Source organism: Cryptosporangium sp. NPDC048952 (genome assembly GCF_043197895.1).
Taxonomy (GTDB): Bacteria; Actinomycetota; Actinomycetes; order Mycobacteriales; family Cryptosporangiaceae; genus Cryptosporangium.
Genome location: NZ_JBICTY010000009.1, coordinates 283,760 through 299,974 on the forward strand (window position 1 = coordinate 283,760; position 16,215 = coordinate 299,974).

The 16,215-nt window shown below is 72.1% G+C and carries 12 protein-coding genes; 7 read left to right on the forward strand and 5 right to left on the reverse strand.

From position 1 onward, the window contains the following. Nucleotides 1–32: 32 nt before the first annotated feature. The 5 genes from ACGFY5_RS40980 (at nucleotide 33) to ACGFY5_RS41000 (ending at nucleotide 4,586) form a co-directional block, all read left to right on the forward strand. Nucleotides 33–1,394 (forward strand): MFS transporter, encoded by a 1,362-nt coding sequence (locus tag ACGFY5_RS40980; protein ID WP_392729704.1) that lies wholly within the window; start codon nucleotides 33–35, stop codon nucleotides 1,392–1,394. Beyond that, nucleotides 1,391–2,890: a pyridoxal phosphate-dependent decarboxylase family protein gene (locus tag ACGFY5_RS40985; protein WP_392729706.1), complete on the forward strand. Its 1,500-nt coding sequence runs from the start codon at nucleotides 1,391–1,393 to the stop codon at nucleotides 2,888–2,890. The genes ACGFY5_RS40980 and ACGFY5_RS40985 overlap by 4 nt, the downstream gene beginning before the upstream one ends. A gap of 73 nt (nucleotides 2,891–2,963) precedes the next feature. Next, complete coding sequence (locus ACGFY5_RS40990) at nucleotides 2,964–3,191, forward strand: helix-turn-helix domain-containing protein (RefSeq protein ID WP_392729708.1); 228 nt, start codon at nucleotides 2,964–2,966, stop codon at nucleotides 3,189–3,191. A gap of 10 nt (nucleotides 3,192–3,201) precedes the next feature. After that, a complete protein-coding gene (locus tag ACGFY5_RS40995; RefSeq protein ID WP_392729710.1) occupies nucleotides 3,202–3,783 on the forward strand; it encodes a Clp protease N-terminal domain-containing protein in 582 nt (193 codons plus the stop codon). After that, nucleotides 3,780–4,586, forward strand: coding sequence for an alpha/beta fold hydrolase (locus ACGFY5_RS41000; RefSeq protein WP_392729712.1), 807 nt, complete (start codon nucleotides 3,780–3,782; stop codon nucleotides 4,584–4,586). Before ACGFY5_RS40995 ends, ACGFY5_RS41000 begins: the two co-directional genes overlap by 4 nt. Here the strand turns inward: ACGFY5_RS41000 and ACGFY5_RS41005 are convergent. Genes ACGFY5_RS41005 through ACGFY5_RS41015 form a run of 3 tightly spaced genes read right to left on the reverse strand, consistent with a single transcriptional unit; the run spans nucleotide 4,555 to nucleotide 7,852 of the window. Then, a complete protein-coding gene (locus tag ACGFY5_RS41005; protein ID WP_392729714.1) occupies nucleotides 4,555–6,660 on the reverse strand; it encodes an FtsX-like permease family protein in 2,106 nt (701 codons plus the stop codon). The two genes, ACGFY5_RS41000 and ACGFY5_RS41005, sit on opposite strands and share 32 nt — an antisense overlap. Then, a complete protein-coding gene (locus ACGFY5_RS41010) occupies nucleotides 6,657–7,331 on the reverse strand; it encodes an ABC transporter ATP-binding protein (RefSeq protein ID WP_392729717.1) in 675 nt (224 codons plus the stop codon). Before ACGFY5_RS41010 ends, ACGFY5_RS41005 begins: the two co-directional genes overlap by 4 nt. After that, nucleotides 7,328–7,852 (reverse strand): PadR family transcriptional regulator, encoded by a 525-nt coding sequence (locus tag ACGFY5_RS41015; protein WP_392729720.1) that lies wholly within the window; start codon nucleotides 7,850–7,852, stop codon nucleotides 7,328–7,330. Before ACGFY5_RS41015 ends, ACGFY5_RS41010 begins: the two co-directional genes overlap by 4 nt. Nucleotides 7,853–8,169: 317 nt before the next feature. On the opposite strand from ACGFY5_RS41015, the gene ACGFY5_RS41020 reads away from it, so the two are divergent. Beyond that, nucleotides 8,170–11,265, forward strand: coding sequence for an ATP-dependent helicase (locus tag ACGFY5_RS41020; protein ID WP_392729722.1), 3,096 nt, complete (start codon nucleotides 8,170–8,172; stop codon nucleotides 11,263–11,265). After that, nucleotides 11,262–14,495 carry a UvrD-helicase domain-containing protein gene (locus ACGFY5_RS41025; RefSeq protein ID WP_392729725.1) on the forward strand — a complete coding sequence of 1,078 codons (3,234 nt, stop codon included), beginning with the start codon at nucleotides 11,262–11,264 and terminating at the stop codon, nucleotides 14,493–14,495. The genes ACGFY5_RS41020 and ACGFY5_RS41025 overlap by 4 nt, the downstream gene beginning before the upstream one ends. On the opposite strand, the gene ACGFY5_RS41030 is transcribed toward ACGFY5_RS41025, so the two are convergent. Then, a complete protein-coding gene (locus tag ACGFY5_RS41030; protein WP_392729727.1) occupies nucleotides 14,476–15,321 on the reverse strand; it encodes an alpha/beta fold hydrolase in 846 nt (281 codons plus the stop codon). The genes ACGFY5_RS41025 and ACGFY5_RS41030 overlap by 20 nt on opposite strands. Next, complete coding sequence (locus ACGFY5_RS41035; protein ID WP_392729730.1) at nucleotides 15,318–16,061, reverse strand: VOC family protein; 744 nt, start codon at nucleotides 16,059–16,061, stop codon at nucleotides 15,318–15,320. The genes ACGFY5_RS41030 and ACGFY5_RS41035 overlap by 4 nt, the downstream gene beginning before the upstream one ends. Nucleotides 16,062–16,215 lie beyond the last annotated feature (154 nt).

The window sequence follows — 16,215 nt, forward strand, 5'->3', positions numbered from 1 at the left end:
GCCGGACCCGTCCGAACCGCCAGGATGCAAACGTGACAGAGACTCCGGTTTCGGTGCTGCCCGGGCTCGGGCGAGGAACGCGCATCGGATACGCGGCCGGCTCCCTGGTGCCCGGCGCCTTCGGCACCGTCCCCGGCCTGCTGTTGCTGCCGTACCTCACCGACACGCTCGCGGTCGCGGCCGGCGTCGCCGGCCTGCTCGTCCTGCTTCCGAAAGCGTGGGACGTCCTGCTGAACCCGGTGGCGGGGCGGATCTCCGACCGGACGACGAGCCGCTGGGGACCGCGGCGGCCCTACCTGCTGATCGGCGGAACGGGCACGGCGGTCACGTTCGCCGCGTTGTTCGCCGGCCCCTTCGACGGGGTGGCGGGCGCGGTCTACGTGACGGTCGCGTTCCTCGCTACCGCGACCGCGTTCGCGTTCTTCCAGGTGCCGTTCGTGGCGATGCCGACCGAGATCACCGCGACCACCGCCGACCCGTACGGCGAACGCACCCGGCTGATGACGTGGCGCATCGCGGTGCTGGCGCTGGCGATCCTGGCGTCCGGTGCCGCTGCCCCGGCGATCCGGGACGCGGCCGGCGGCGGACTCGGTGGGTACCGCGTCGCGGGTGTGGCCATCGCGATGCTGATCGCGGTCGGGGCGCTGGCGTCGTTCTGGGGTACTCGGCGCGCGCCGGTCGGTGTGGTGCACGAGAGTGAGCCGTCGTTGCGTCGCCAGCTCGCGGTGGCGCGCGGGAACCGGCCGTTCGCGCTGCTGCTGGCGTGCTTCGTCGTCCAGGCGGTCGGGATCGGCGCCATGTTGGCCGGAACCGACTACGTCGCCGCGGGTCCGCTCGACGACGCCGGAGCGACGTCGCTGCTGTTCGTGTGTTTCGTCGGTCCGGCGCTGGTCGTGATGCCGCTGTGGGAGCGGGTGGGTGCCCGGATCGGTAAGCGCTCCGGGTTCCTGGCCGGGTCCGGTCTGTTCGGAGTCGGTGCGCTCCTGGTCGGCCTCGGTCTCCTGGTGGGGTTGGTGCCGGTACTCCTGGCCACGGCGTTGGTGGGGATCGGGTACGCGGGTCAGCAGGTGTTCGGGTTGGCGATGCTGCCCGACACGATCGCCGCGGACGAAGCCGTCACCGGGCGTCGGCAGGCCGGGGTGTTCACCGGTCTGTGGACCGGTGGGGAGACGCTCGGGCTCGCGCTCGGTCCGGGTCTGTTCGGCCTGGTGCTCCAGCTCGGTGGGTACCGGTCCGGTGTCGACGCCGCTGAGCAGCCCGACAGCGCTCGGGTGGCCATCGCTCTCGGGTTCTCGGTGCTGCCGGCGGTGATCGTGCTGGGCGCGCTGCCGCTCCTGCGGCGCTACGACCTCACTTCGGCGCGCCTTGCCGCCCTGACCCAGGGAGAAGCATGAGCCTCGCGAAGCAGGGTGCGTCCGCTGCGGACGTGTTGGACGCGCTGGCCGCGCTGCGTGCTGGTGACCTGCCGACGCACGGCGGGCGCACGTGGGCGTACGTGTACGACTCCGGCCTCGCCGGGCTCGACGAGTTGGCGCACCGGGCCGCCGAGGCCGTGACCGGGCTCAACGGGCTCGACCCGACGGTGTTCCCGTCGTTGCTGGCGATGGAGAACGAGGTGGTGGGTGCCGCCGCCGCCCTGCTCGGCGGCGGCCCGACCACTGTCGGCACCGTGACCTCCGGAGGCACTGAGTCCATCCTGCTGGCGGTCAAGGCTGCCCGGGACGGTGCCGCCCGGGAGGATGCTGCGGCGGCCGAAGCCGCGCCGGGCGGGGATGGCGCCGCAAGGGGTCAGCGGGTGCAGATGGTGGCGCCGGTGACCGCTCATGCGGCTTTTGCGAAGGCAGCTGAGTATTTTCAGGTGGAGCTCGTGCCGGTCGGGGTGGACCCGGTTACGTTTCGGCCGGATCCGGGGGACGTGGCGGCTGCTATCACCGAACGGACGGTGCTGGTCGTGGCGAGCGCGCCGTCGTACGCGCACGGCGTGATCGACCCGGTCACCGAGATCGCGGCCCTCGCGGCCGAACGAGGCATCCGCTGCCACGTGGACGCCTGCATCGGCGGCTGGGTGCTCCCGTTCTGGCGCCAACTCGGCGTCGAAGTGCCCGACTTCGACTTCCGCGTACCGGGCGTCACGAGCATCTCGGTGGACCTGCACAAATACGCCTACGCCCCGAAGGGGACGTCGGTGCTCCTGCACCGCGACGCCGCACTGCGTCGGAGCCAGTTCTTCGCGTTCGCGGACTGGCCGGGCTACTCGATGATCAACGCGACGATGCAGTCGACGAAGTCCGCGGCGCCGCTGGCCGCAGCGTGGGCGGTGCTGGGGCACCTCGGCGAGGAGGGGTACCGGGAACTGGCGTCGCGGACCCTCGACGCGACCCGGACGTTGATCGCCGGGGTTTCCGCGGTGGAGGGGCTGCGGGTGCTCGGTCCGCCCCAGGCCAGCCTGGTCGCGTTCGGGGCGTCGCCCGACGGCCCGGACCTGTTCGTGCTGGCGGACGAACTCACCGCACGGGGCTGGTACGTGCAGCCGCAGTTCGCGCTGGGGGAGTTGCCGGCGAACCTGCACCTGACCGTGACGGCGGCCAGCGCCGGGTCGATCGGTCAGTTTCTCGCGGACCTGCGGGAGGCGGTAGGGGCTGCGCGGGAGCACGGGCCCGTCGTGGTCGACGCCGGGATCGTCGAGTATCTGCGATCCCTCGATCCGTCGACGTTGACGCCCGAGGAATTCGCGGGATTGTTGGCGGTCGGGGGGTTGGCGCCCGGGGGCGAGGGCTCGTTCGTGTTGCCGGCGCGCATGGCCGAGATCAACGCCCTTTTGGCCGCGGCCCCACCCCGCCTCCGCGAACGCCTACTGATCGAATTCTTCACCCTCCTCTACACCCCGTAGAGCCCCGACACGGCCGCCGGCGGGGCGTCAACCCGGGTTGACGACGGGGGGATCGTCAACTAACGTTGACGGTATGAGTGAGGCAACCGAGCTGGCCGCGGCGGCCGGCAGTGGGGACGCGCGGGTGGGGCTACGAGCCGTCCGCGCCCTCCGCCGACTGGCCGAGACGCTGGAGGCAGTGCAAGTCGAGAACGCCCGCCGAGCGGGCTGGTCCTGGCAGGAGATCGCCGAGGTCCTGGAAGTCAGCAAGCAGGCCGTGCACAAGAAGTACGCCGGGCGCGTTCCCGGCTCGCGAAACTAGGAGGACGGAGATGTTCGAACGGTTCACGCAGGACGCGCGGGAGATCGTCCTCGGCGCGGTCGAGGAGGCGCGGCAGTTGCACCATCCCAAGGTGGGCACCGAGCACCTGCTGCTCAGCATGCTCACGAAGGAGGAGTCCGGAGCCTACGCGGTACTCCACGAGGCCGGGTTCGACCACGATCTGGTCCGGGCGGAAGTCACGAAGATCGTCGGCGAATCGGGCCGCATCCTCACCGATGACGACGCCGAGGCGCTCAAGGCGATCGGTATCGACCTCGACGCCGTGCTCGCGAACGTCGAGAAGTCGCTCGGGTCCGAGTCGTGGACGACACCGCCGCCGGAGCAGGAGCGGAAGGGCATCTTCCGGCGGCCGCAACGCGGTACGCGGTTCGGGCCGCGCTCGAAGAAGGTGCTGGAGCTGGCCCTGCGCGAAGCGATCCGGCTCGATCAGCGCCACATCGGCAGCGAGCACGTCCTGCTCGGCCTCATCCGCGAAGCCGGGGGGCTCGCCGCCCAGATCATCGTCGCCACCGGCGTCGACCTCGCCGACCTCCGCAAGTCCACCGAAGACCGTCTCCGGAGCGCAGCATGAGCGCACCGACGAGAGCGAAGCTCCACACCGAGACGGTGGGGGCCGGGCCGCTTCTGCTCCTCATCCCCGGTGGCACGGGGGACGCGGCGAGTTTCGGGGCGTTGCCGCGGCTGCTCGCGCGGGAGTTCACGGTGGTCACGTACGACCGTCGGGGATACGGCCGCAGTGCCACCACCCCGCCGGACGACGACCGGCGCCTGACCGACGACGTCGAGGACGCGTTGAGCCTGCTGGGAGAAACCCCGAGCTACGTCCTCGGCAGCAGTTCCGGCGCCATCATCGCGCTGCACCTCGCGGCCCGTTACCCCGAGCGCGTCACGAAAACGATCGCCCACGAGCCCCCGCTCGTGTCCCTGCTCCCCGACGCCGAGCGCTGGCACGCGCTCTTCGACGACGTCCACGCGACCTACCGACGCGACGGAGCTGCCACGGCAATGCGTGTCTTCAGCGCCGTAACCGGCCTGGAACCCCTACCCGACACCCCGCCCGAACCACGCCTGGCCGAGATGTTCGCTCGCCTGGCGTCCAACCAGGAATTCTTCTTGGAGCACGAGTTGCGGCAGTACGTGCGGCAGGTGCCGGACCTCCGCGCGCTGAAGCGCGCGAAGGACCGGATCGTGCTCGCCGGCGGACGCGACTCCCGGGACGCCACCGGCCTCCTGCTGCCGGCCCGCCCGAACCAGGTTCTCTCGGCGCGCCTCGACACCGCGATCACCCAATTTCCCGGCGGCCACCTGGGCTACCTCACCCACCCGGCGGAATTCGCCGCCCTCACTCGTTCCGCGCTGACGCCGGACCGGTGAGCGTCCGCAGCAGCGGCAACGTGGAGGCGATCAAACCCAGCGACACCGCCAACCCGATGCCCACCACCAGGTAGTACTCCGTTCCGGGCGCCCGGAGCGAGATCGACAGCTGGGACCGCAGGAACAAATGCGCGGCCAGCAACCCGCTCCCGATCGCCACCGCGGCGACCACCAGCAGCGGGAGCGCACTCTCCATCGCGACGACGCGTCGCAGCATCCCGAGTGGAGCCCCACTCAGCCGCAGCAGGCTGAACGGCCGCCTGCGCTCGATCAACCCGCCGACGACGCCCACCGCGAGGCTGCAACCGGCGATCGGCAGGCTGGCCAGGATGATCACGCCGGCGACCTGCTCCCAGACCGCCATCGCCTTCAGGAAGCTCGAGTTGAGGTCACGTTCGGTCTTGGGCGACTGGACGTAATCGGGGAACGCGTTCTCGAGCGCGGTGCGGGCCCGCTCCAGCGCGGCTTTCGACCCGTCGGTCGGGACGAACAGCTCCGCCAGCGGCAGCCGCTCGAACTCGGCGACGGTCATCCGCGCCGCCGGCCAGACGGTGCCGGGTTCGAGCACCGCGGTCTGCACCTGTGCGACGGCGGCACCGGCCGGGCAGCGCCCCATGCTCGGAACCCGGGCGAGATCGGCGCACGACATCATGGTGTCGTAGCGTCCGCCCTCGGCCACCCGCACCGCGACGACGCCCGGCACCTGCGGCAGCGGGGCCGAGTTGTCCGTCTCCTCGATGTAGAACTGCAGGCGGCTGGCGTCGTCGGTGCCGCTCTCCGTCTTCCGGTCGGCGGTCATCGTCGTGATGACGCCGATCGCGACAGTGGTGACGAACAGTGCAAGCACCAACCCGCTCACCGATCGGAACGCGGCCTTCGGGTTGTCCGCGAGCCGCCGCGAGGCGATCAGCGTCGACGTCCGGCTCGACCGGGCGGCCAGCACCCGTGCCCCGGCCATCGTCAACCACGGCCCCGCGATGATCAGCCCGAACATCACCAGGAGGATGCCACCCAGGTACGCGTTGGTTTGGCCCTCGGAGGTCGCGGGCCGCCGCCCGACGAAGTAGGCGAGCTCGGCCAGGCCCACCATCAGTGGGATGACCCGCCAGGCCCGCGGCGGTTTCGGCGTGACGCGACGCGACACCCCCAGCGGCGAGATACGAACGCGGCGCAGCGCGAACAGCGACGAGATCGCGGCGGCCAGCGGCACTCCGAGCCCGATCAGCAGCCCGTCGGCCAGGGTCAGCGTCACGTCGTCCGAATAGGAAGCCGCACCCGTGAACGGGACGGACGCGATCGGCCCGCGGAGGGCCGCGTACAGGGCGAATCCGAGTGCGGTACCGATGACCGCGGCCACCGTCGATTCGACCGCCGCCACCACCGAAATCTGCCGAGGCGTGGCGCCGACCAGCCGCATCGCGGCGAACCGCTGTTCCCGGCGCGCGGCGGCCAACCGGGTGGCCGAGTTGATGAAGATCAGGATCGGGAACAGCAGGCCGACCGCGACGATGCCGAGCACGGCCTGCACGGCCGCGGCGTCGGACTCCGGCGCGGTGGTGCTGATCGCCGAGATCTGCTCCGCGCCCGTGACACCGGCCAGGTCCGACGGCGTGCGTCCGACGAGCACGATCAGGTCGTCCGGCGCGGGCACCGCGTCCCGGCCGAGGACGCCGGCCTTGCGGCCGGGGAAGCGCTCGGCGAGCTGTTCGGCGGGCTCGGACGCCAGCAACTTCTGCAGAGCGGGGGAGACGTAGTACTCGCCGGGTGCGGGCAGCCGATCGACGCCCGGCGGCACCGGAGCCGACGAATTCACAGCGGCCACGTCGACGCGGAGGAGCTCGCGGCCGTTGTAGAAGTCGTTGCGATCGCGCCACCACAGCGACCCGGATGCGGTCTTTTCGCCCCGCGCGGAGAGCCAGGCCGTCCGGTCGTTCTGGGCGGTGGCCGCGTTGATACCGGCGACGATCGCGAGCAGCATGCCGGTACCGAGTGCGACCGCCGTGACGATCAGGATCAGCCGGGCGAGCGCTTCCCGTCCGCCCATCAGCGTGAGACGGAGCCCGAACTTGATCATGAGGCCGCCAAGGCCGGGCTGTTGACGCGGCCGTCGCGGACGACGACCTCGCGGTCGGCATAGGCGGCGACCCGGGGCTCGTGCGTGACCAGCACGACAGTGGTGCCGTGCTCACGCGCTATCTCGACGAGCAGGTCCATCACCTGTTCGCTGGTGAGCGAGTCGAGTGCGCCGGTCGGCTCGTCGGCGAACAGCACCGGCGGCTGCGCGACCAGCCCCCGGGCCAGTGCGACGCGCTGGGCCTGCCCGCCCGAGAGCTCACCGGAGCGGCGGTTCTCCAGGCCGGCCAGGCCGAGCCGGTCGAACCACGGTGCGGCCTGCTTCACGGCGTTCTTGCGGCGGACGCCGGCCAGCAGCAACGGCAGCGCGACATTCTCCAGCGCGGTGAGCTCGGGGACCAGCTGACCGAACTGGAACACGAATCCGAAGCGGTCCCGCCGGAGTTTGCTGCGCGCCTCCTCGGAGAGCGTGTCGACGCGTGCGCCGTCGAAAAGCACTTCTCCGGACGACGGCACCAGGATTCCCGCCAGGCAGTGCAGGAGCGTCGACTTGCCCGACCCGCTCGGGCCCATGATCGCGAGCATCTCGCCGGCGCGGACCTCGAGGTCCGCGCCGCGCAGCGCGGGCGTCTTCCCGAACGAGAGTTCCAGGTTCGTGGCTTGCAGGATCATCGCCGCACCGCCTCCGCGAGTTTGTCCAGTCGGGCTTGGGTCAGGTCGATCCACCGGAGGTCGGCTTCCAGGTGGAAGAGAGCGTGGTCGGCGAGCAGCGCGTCCATGAGCTCGCCGGTGCGCTTGACCTCGGTGAGTTCGCGCATCCGGGCGAGGTGGGAGGCGCGCTGCTGGTCGAGGTACTCGGCTGCCGGGCGCTCGAGCATGAGGGCGAGCACGACCTTCGAGAACAGAATGCTCTGGAGGTGCGGTTCGGGCTCGACCGGTTCGGTGAGCCAGGTGTCAACCTCCGTGGCGCCGCGGTCGGTGATGACGTACCGCTTGCGCTCCGGGCCTTCGCCCGGGGAGACCTCGCCGACGACGACCTTTCCGTCGCGGGCGAGGCGTCCGAGCGTTGCGTAGACCTGGCCGTAGGAGAGTGCCTTGCCGCGTCCGAAGAACGTGTCGTAGTCGCGTTTGAGGTCGTAGCCGTGGCTGGGCTGCCGCTCCAGCAGGCCGAGGAGAGCGAGGGGAACATTCATGTGGGTGACTATACGCTGAGAGTATACGTCGAGTACATAGTCTATTTCGGGCACTTCGGTGGGGCGGGGCCGCTCTTGTCGGACACCCGTGGTCTGATGCGAACGTGGGTGAAAGAGAGCCGCGCAGGGTCGGCGCGGTATCGCCGGCGCTGGCCGGCCCGGCCGTCCGCGACGCTGCCGCGCGCGAGGCCGCGACGCGCGACGCGCCGCATCCAGGCGCCCCCGGACCGGGCGCCTCCGGTCGAGGCCGGGAACGGCCTCGGAAGAACCCGTATCGACTCGTGCGGCCGGCGCCGGAAAAAGCGAAGCGCACTGCGTTGGATGCGGATCAGTTCGCGGTCACCGCGCACGCGGACGGTCCACTGCTCGTGCTCGCCGGCCCCGGCACCGGAAAGACGACCACGCTCGTCGAGTCGGTCGTCGCCCGCGTGGAATCCGGCGCAGACCCGGAGTCGGTCCTCGTCCTCACTTACGGACGCAAAGCCGCCGGCCGCCTCCGCGAGCGCATCACCGAACGCCTCGGTCGCACCACCACCGAGCCGCTCGCCCGCACCTTCTACTCCTACGCCTGGGGCCTGCTCCGCCGCGACGCCTCCCTCCGCGGCGAGCGCGCGCCCCGCCTCCTCACCGGCCCCGAACAGGACGCGCTCATCCGCGACCTGCTCGAAGGTGACATCGAGGGCTACGGCGTCCGCTGGCCCGACCCCGAGCAACTCGAGGCCCCGCGCGGCTTCGCCGCGGAGCTGCGCGACCTGATGCTGCGCGTGCAGGAGCGCGGCATCGACCCGGTCGGCCTCGACGAGCTCGGCCAACTGCACCAGCGTCCCGACTGGCGCGCCGCCGCGCGCTTCCTCCAGCAGTATTTCGACGTTCTGGAGCTGCGCGACGCGGAGAGCACCAACCAGGGCATCGGCTACGACAACGCGCTGATCATCCAGGAAGCGGTCAGCCTGCTCCGCAACGATCCCGAGCTCCTCGACCAGGAGCGCCGCGCCCGCCGGCACGTCTTCGTCGACGAGTTCCAGGAGACCGACCCGTCCCAGCGCGAACTGCTGCGGCTGCTCTGCGGCGGCGGCCGGTTCCTGGTCGCGGCCGCCGACCCCGACCAGTCGATCTTCAGCTTCCGCGGCGCCGACCCCGGCGGCGTCTACTCGTTCGTCGAGGACTTCCCCACGGCCGACGGCGAGCCGGCGGACACCATCGTGCTGGGCACCGCCCACCGGGCCGGCCCGACGCTGCAGGAGATCGCCGACCGCGTCGGCACCCGCCTGCGCGGCGGCAGAAAACAGCGCACCCCGCACCTCGGCCCGGAGACGCCCCCCAGCCTGGCCGACGGCATGGAGGTCGTCACCGTCCGCAGCGCCACGCAGGAAGCCGCGTACGTCGCCCACCGGCTGCGTCGTGCGCACCTCATCGACGGCGTCCCGTGGTCGCGGATGGCGGTGCTGGTGCGGTCGGCGCCCCGCTCGGCGAGCACGCTGCGGCGCGGCCTGGTGCACGCCGGCGTCCCGGTGGAGATCGACACCGACGAGCTGCCGCTGGCCCAGCAGCGCGGAGTGGCGCCGATCGTCAAGGCGCTCGGCGTCGCGCTGCACCCGGAGCGGCTGGACGACGCGGCCGCGGTCGGCCTGCTCACGTCCCCGCTGGGTGACGCCGACGCGCTGAGCCTGCGCCGGCTGCGGCAACAGTTGCGGCTCGTGGCGTCGGCTGGTGGTGACACCCGCTCGTCGGCCGAGCTGCTGCCCGAGGCGCTCGCCGACCCCCGCGATCTCATCCCGATCGACTCGGAGTGGGGGCGCCCGGCCCGGAGGGTCGCGGCTGTGCTCAGCGCGATCAGGACGGCCGCCGAGGAGCCCGGCTCCACTCCGGAGTCGGTCCTCTGGGCGGCCTGGGAGACGTCCGGGCTCGGCCCGCGCTGGGAGGAGGACAGCCTGCGCGGTGGTGCCGAGGGCGCCGACGCCGACTCCGCGCTGGACGCCGCGGTCGTGCTGTTCGACCAGGCGGCCAACTTCGTCGACGGCCTGCCCGGCGCCACCCCGACGATGTTCGTCGACTACCTCGAGCACCTGCGCATCCCGGCCGACTCGATCGCGTCCACCGGCCAGCGCAGCGAGGTCGTCCGCATCCTCACCGCGCACGCGTCGAAAGGCCTCGAGTGGGACGTCGTCGCGGTGGCCGGGGTGCAGGAGGGGCTCTGGCCCGATCTGCGTCCGCGCGGCACCGTGCTCGGCTCCGAGGAGCTCGTCGACGTGGTCGCCGGGCGCCCGCCGCAGCTGGCCGGCCACCTGGCCCAGCTGCTCGACGAGGAGCGGCGGCTGTTCTACGTTGCCGTCACGCGCGCCCGGCGTGCACTGCTGGTCACCGCGGTCGACACCGTCGACGGCGAGGACGCCCAGCAGGCGTCCCGGTTCCTGGACGAGATCGATCCGCCGGAGCGGCCGCTCGCGCCGCGCGAGGAGGACGGGGGCCGCGCGACCGTCGTCGTACCGCGCCAGCTGACGCTCCCGGCTCTGGTGGCGGAGCTGCGACGGGTGGTGCTCGACCGCGAGGGTGACCCGGTCCGGCGGCGCACTGCCGCGCGCCAGCTCGCCCGGCTCGCGGGCGCCGGTGTCCCCGGCGCCGATCCGGCCGAGTGGTGGGGTTTCGCGCCGCTGTCCGACGCCGAGGCGCTGCGCGGCCCCGACGAGATGGTCGCGGTGTCGCCGTCGCGCGTCGAAGCGTTCCAGACCTGTGCGTTGCGCTGGCTGCTGGAGACCAGCGGCGGCGGCACCACGAGCACCGCCCAGGGCATCGGCACGGTGGTGCACGACGTCGCGGCCGAGGTCACCGTCCCCGATCTCCGCGAGCTCTCCGCCCGGCTCAACGAGCGCTGGCGTCGCGTCGACCTCACCGGCTGGTACGGCCGCAAACAGCACGAGCGCGCCACCCAGATGGTGGATCGGCTGGCCGGGTGGCTGGCCAGCAATCCCCGGCAGCTGGTGGCGGTCGAGCGGGAGTTCTCCGTCGACGTCGGGCGCGCGACGATCCGCGGCCGGGTCGACCGGCTCGAGCGTGACGACGAGGGCCGCCTGGTCGTCGTCGATCTGAAGACCGGACAGAGCAAACCACCGGCGGACAAGATCCCGACGCATCCGCAGTTGGGCGTGTACCAGCTGGCGGTCGAGCAGGGTGCGTTCCCCGAGCACGGCACCGAGACCGGCGGGGCGTCGCTGGTCCACATCGGTATGCCGACGGTACGGGCGTCCGAGCAGATCCAGGAGCCGCCGCAGAAGAACTGGGCGGAGCAGCTGGTGCGTGACGTCGCCGACGGTATGGCCGGCAGCGTCTTCACCGCCACGCAGAACAACTACTGCCGGATGTGCGCGGTCGCCTCGTCGTGCCCGATCGTGTCGGGCCAGGTGACCGACGAGTGACCGACGGCTGGCCCGCGGGGTCGTTCTCGGCGTTGGACATCGCCGAGCGCCTCGACCTGCCCCGCCCCACCGACGAGCAGATCGCGGTGATCGAGGCGCCGCTCGCGCCGGTGCTCGTCGTGGCCGGCGCGGGCTCCGGCAAGACCGAGACGATGTCGGCGCGGGTCGTCTGGCTGGTGGCCAACGGGCTGGTGCGGCCCGAGGAGGTCCTCGGCCTCACGTTCACCCGGAAGGCAGCGGCCGAGCTGGCCAACCGGGTCCGGCAGCGCCTCGGCCAGCTGCGGGGAGCGCTCCAAGGGGGCGTCCAGGTCGGCGACCCCACCGTCGCCACCTACAACGCGTACGCCGCGCGCGTGGTGGCCGAGCACGGGCTGCGTGCCGGGTACGAGCCGTCCGCTCGGCTGCTCACCGACGCCCGCACCTGGCAGCTGGCCAGCGGCTCGGTGGAGATCTACGACGGCGACATGTCGTTCGTCGATTGGACCCCGCCGACGGTCTCCACCGCGGTGCTCGACGTCGCCGGGCAGCTCGCCGAGCACCTGCGCACCACCGACGAGCTGGTCGACTGGACCGAGGCGTTCGTCCGCCGGATCTCGGGCCTGCCCAAGGGCCCGCGCCAGCGCAACGCCCTCGCGCCGGAGCTGAAGAAGGTGCTCGACGTCCAGCGCGCCCGGCTGCAGGTGCTGCCGCTGGTCGAGGAGTACGACCGGCGCAAACGCCGCGACGAGGTGATGGACTTCGCCGACCAGGTCTCCCGTGCCGCCCGGGTCGCGAGCAACCACCCCGAGGTCGGCCGCGTCGAGCGCGCCCGCTACCGCGTGGTGTTACTGGACGAGTACCAGGACACCAGCCACGCGCAGCTGGTGTTGCTGCGGTCGCTGTTCGGCGGGGGACACCCGGTCACCGCGGTGGGCGACCCGTGCCAGTCGATCTACGCCTGGCGCGGGGCGTCGGCCGGCAACCTGACCCGGTTCCCCGAACACTTCGAGCGCAAGAGTGGTGACACGCCGGTGCTGCCGCTCACCACCAGCTGGCGCAACGGCCCGCAGATCCTCGACCTGGCCAACGCGCTCTCGGCGCCCCTGCGCGGCACGCCCGGCGGTCCACGCACCTGGGTGAGCGACGCGGTCGCCGGGACGCCGGTGCCCGAGCTGCAGGCTTCCCCGTTCCGCACGGACCCGGGTGAAGTGCTCTGCTCGCTGCACGAGACCGTCCAGGACGAGGCGGTCTGGATCGCGTCCCAGATCGCCACCCGCTGGCGGGCGGGTGGTGACCAGCCGCCCACCGTCGCGGTGCTGGCCCGTACCCGCAACCAGTTCGAGCGGCTGGCCGACGCGTTGCGCGCCACCGGTCTGCCGGTCGAGGTCGTCGGCCTCGGTGGTCTGCTGGCCACCCCGGAGGTCCGCGACCTCGTCGCGACGCTGAACGTCCTCATCGATCCGACGGCGGGCGCCGCGCTGCTCCGGTTGCTCTCCGGTGCCCGGTGGCGGTTGGGTCCCCGCGATCTGGACGCCCTGGGGCGGCGCGCCCGCGAGCTGGTGGCAGCCACCGGCGGACCCGGCGACGATGTGCCGATCGAGAAGGCGGAAGAGCGCAGCATCATCGAGGCCCTCGACGACCTGGGCTCCGCCGAGGGGTACTCCGCCGTCGGCTACGAGCGGCTGACGCGGTTCGCTGCGGAGCTCCGGCGGCTCCGGCTGCGCGTCAACCAGCCGGTGCCCGACCTGGTCGCGGAGGTGGAGCTCCGGCTCGGCCTGGACATCGAGGTCGGCAGCCGGACGCTGGACGCCGCCGCGCCGGGCACGGCGTCGCTGGCTCGTGCGCACCTGGACGCGTTCGCCGACGTCGCGGCGGACTTCGCCGAGGCCGCCGAGCAGCCGACGCTCAGCGCGTTCCTCTCGTACCTGAGCGCCGCCGACGAACGGGAGCGCGGGCTCGCGCCGGGCCAGGTCGACGTGCGGCCGGGTGCCGTTCAGGTGCTCACCGTGCACGCCGCGAAGGGTCTGGAATGGGACGTCGTGGCCGTTCCCGGGCTGTCACGCAACGTGTTTCCCGGCGCCGCGAAGATGTCCGACACGTGGAGCCGGGGCCTGGGCGTCATTCCGTTCGAGCTGCGCGGTGACGCCGCCGACCTGCCGTCACTGGTGCTGACCGGCGTCACCGACCAGAGCGAGGCGAAAGCCGCACTGGCCCGGTTCGGCGACGCGTGGAAGGCCCGCGCGATGGCCGACGAGCGGCGGCTGGCGTACGTGGCGGTCACCCGCGCGCGGCACGTGCTGCTCTGCTCCGGCGCGTGGTGGGACGCAGGCGTGGAACCGCGCGGACCGTCGGAGTTCCTGCACGAGATCCACGAGCAGTGCGTCAACGGCGGCGGCACCGTCGACGGGTGGTTCGAGGAACCGGCGACCGGCGAGGAGAACCCGCTGCTCGCGGCCGGTCGGGTCGCGCTCTGGCCGTTCGATCCGCTCGGCGCGCGCCGCGACGAGGTGGAGGAGGCCGCGGCGCTGGTCATCGCTGCGGCCACCGCCGAGGAGACCGAGGCCGAGCGTGAAGCCGGTGAGGCCTGGGCGGAAGAGGCCGAGATGCTGCTCGCCGAGCGGGCGGGTGCCCGGCCCGACGGCGACGTCGTCGCGGTGCCGCTCCCGCCGCAGCTGACCGTGTCCCAGCTCGTGCTGCTGGGCCGCGACCCGGCGGAGCTGGCACGACAGGTGCGCCGGCCGGTTCCAGTCCCGCCCGCGCCGCTGGCCCGCCGGGGAACCGCGTTCCACACCTGGCTGGAACGCCGGTTCGGCGCGGACCGGCTGCTCGACGTCGACGAGCTGCCCGGCGCCGCCGACGCGGGCGAGTCACCCGACGACGAGCTCCCCGCGCTGCAGGAGGCGTTCCTGCGCAGCGAGTGGGCCGATCGGGTGCCGCAGCACGTCGAGGTGCCGTTCGCGACGCTGCTGGGCACGACCGTCCTGCGTGGCCGGATCGACGCGGTGTTCCGCACCACGGACGGCTGGGAGGTCGTCGACTGGAAGACCGGCCGCCCGCCGTCGGGGTCGGCGGCCGCGGCGGCCGAGGTGCAGCTCGCCGCGTACCGGCTCGCGTGGGCGGCGCTCGCCGACGCACCGTTGGAGGAGGTGAGTGCCGCGTTCCATTACGTCCGTGCGGTGCGCACCGTGCGGCCGGTCGACCTGCTCGACGCCGCCGGGCTCGCCGCGCTCGTCACCGCACTGGGGCGCTGACCCGCTCCCGGATGATCTCCGCGATGCGCTCGGGTGCCTGGTCGGGCAGCCAGTGCGTCAGCCCTTCGAGTTCGACGAACGTGTAGTCGCTCTCGACGTAGGTGCCGGTCGCCTCCGCGGCGGAGCGGCCGAGCGCGGTGTCGCCGTCGCTCCAGACGTACGTCGTCGGCACGCGGACCGGCTCGGCGTTGAGCGAGTCCCGGGCCCGCATCGCCCGGTACCAGTTCAGCGCCGCGGTCAGCGCGCCGCGTTTGCGGAGCGGCCGGACGTAGACGTCGACGGCCTCCTTCGACAGGCCCGAGCCCGCGAACACCCGGCGCAGCAACCGTGCGTCGAGCGCGAGCAGCGCCCGTTCGGCGATCCAGCGGCGTCGGAAGAAGTAGATGTACGACGACTTCTTGCGCTGGTCCGGATCCGAGCGCAACGCGGTGACGAACCCGCGCGGATGCCCGACCGAGAGCGCGGTCAGCGTGCGGACGCGGTCCGGGTGGCGGGCGGTGAGGTGCCAGGCGACGATCGCGCCCCAGTCGTGGCCGACGACGTGCGCCGAGGCCAGGCCGAGGTGGTCGAGCAGCGACAGCACGTCCGCGACCAGGTGGTCGATGCCGTACGCCGTCACGTCGTCCGGGCGCGCGTCGGGGGAGTAGCCGCGCTGATCGGGTGCGTACGTGCGATAGCCGGCCGCGTTGAGCCGCTCGCTCACCGCGTCCCACTCCGCGGCGTTCTGCGGGAAGCCGTGCAGGAGGATCACCGGGTCACCGTCGGCCGGTCCACCCACCCGGACGTCGAACGTGAGGTCGCCGGACGTCCAGCGGTCCTGGATCACTGGTTCTCCTCCGGAGGGAACACACAGAACTCGTTGCCCTCGGGGTCGGCGAGGAGCCACCAGAAGATGTCGTCGTCGGGGCTACGAAGGAGCGTCGCGCCGGCGTCGAGGAACGGTTCGGGACCGGCGGCGTCCACCAGCGTGACGTCCCAGTGAAGGCGGTTCTTGACTTTCTTGGGCTCGGGAATCGAGTCGAAGACCCAGGCCTCCCACGGGAAGCCTTCCGCGCCCTCGATCCAGGTCCAGCTCTTGCCCTCGGTGCGGTGCACCTCGCCGCCGAGCTGCGCGGCCCACCAGGTCGACAGCGCCGGCGCGTCGCCGGAGTCGACGTTGATCTCGAACGGGGTGGGCACTCCGACCGGCGTCGACTCCGCGGTCGGTGGCTCCTGCTGCCTTGGAGGGAAGGCACAGAAGACATTCCCGTCCGGGTCGAGGAGCTGCCACCACGGATCGACGTCGGGCTCGGTGAGGATCCGGGCACCCAGGGCGAGCAGCGGCGCGACGTCCGGCTCGGGCAGGCGCAGATCGAGGTGCACGCGGGTCTTGCCGACGCGCGGCTCGGGGACGGGGTTGACCCAGATCTGGGTTGCCGTCGGGGCGCCGGGCCGGGCGTCGATCAGGTACCCCCGGGGCGCCGGGCCGCTTACCGTGCCCAGGACGTCGGCCCAGAATTTACTCAGTGCGGCTGCGTCGTTCTGCGGTGCGTCCAGTACGAGGTCTCGGAAACGGGCGATCGGCATGGGTGGAGACCTTCTTCGCTCGAGTCGCGTCGATCTGCGATGGAAGTGACCGAATCGCGACGTCCGTACGTTGGCTCGCTGACAGAAATCCGATGGCAAACGACGCAGAATAACGCTGCGATGCAACCGACGGCCGTTTCAGAGCGTCCTACCG

What these genes read in the sequence shown, in the direction of transcription:
- ACGFY5_RS41005 (WP_392729714.1), bottom strand. Translation starts at nt 6,660, where the DNA reads ATGATCAAGTTCGGGCTCCGTCTCACGCTGATGGGCGGACGGGAAGCG.
- ACGFY5_RS41015 (WP_392729720.1), bottom strand. Translation starts at nt 7,852, where the DNA reads ATGAATGTTCCCCTCGCTCTCCTCGGCCTGCTGGAGCGGCAGCCCAGC.
- ACGFY5_RS41035 (WP_392729730.1), bottom strand. Translation starts at nt 16,061, where the DNA reads ATGCCGATCGCCCGTTTCCGAGACCTCGTACTGGACGCACCGCAGAAC.
- ACGFY5_RS40990 (WP_392729708.1), top strand. Translation starts at nt 2,964, where the DNA reads ATGAGTGAGGCAACCGAGCTGGCCGCGGCGGCCGGCAGTGGGGACGCG.
- ACGFY5_RS40995 (WP_392729710.1), top strand. Translation starts at nt 3,202, where the DNA reads ATGTTCGAACGGTTCACGCAGGACGCGCGGGAGATCGTCCTCGGCGCG.
- ACGFY5_RS40985 (WP_392729706.1), top strand. Translation starts at nt 1,391, where the DNA reads ATGAGCCTCGCGAAGCAGGGTGCGTCCGCTGCGGACGTGTTGGACGCG.
- ACGFY5_RS41010 (WP_392729717.1), bottom strand. Translation starts at nt 7,331, where the DNA reads ATGATCCTGCAAGCCACGAACCTGGAACTCTCGTTCGGGAAGACGCCC.
- ACGFY5_RS41000 (WP_392729712.1), top strand. Translation starts at nt 3,780, where the DNA reads ATGAGCGCACCGACGAGAGCGAAGCTCCACACCGAGACGGTGGGGGCC.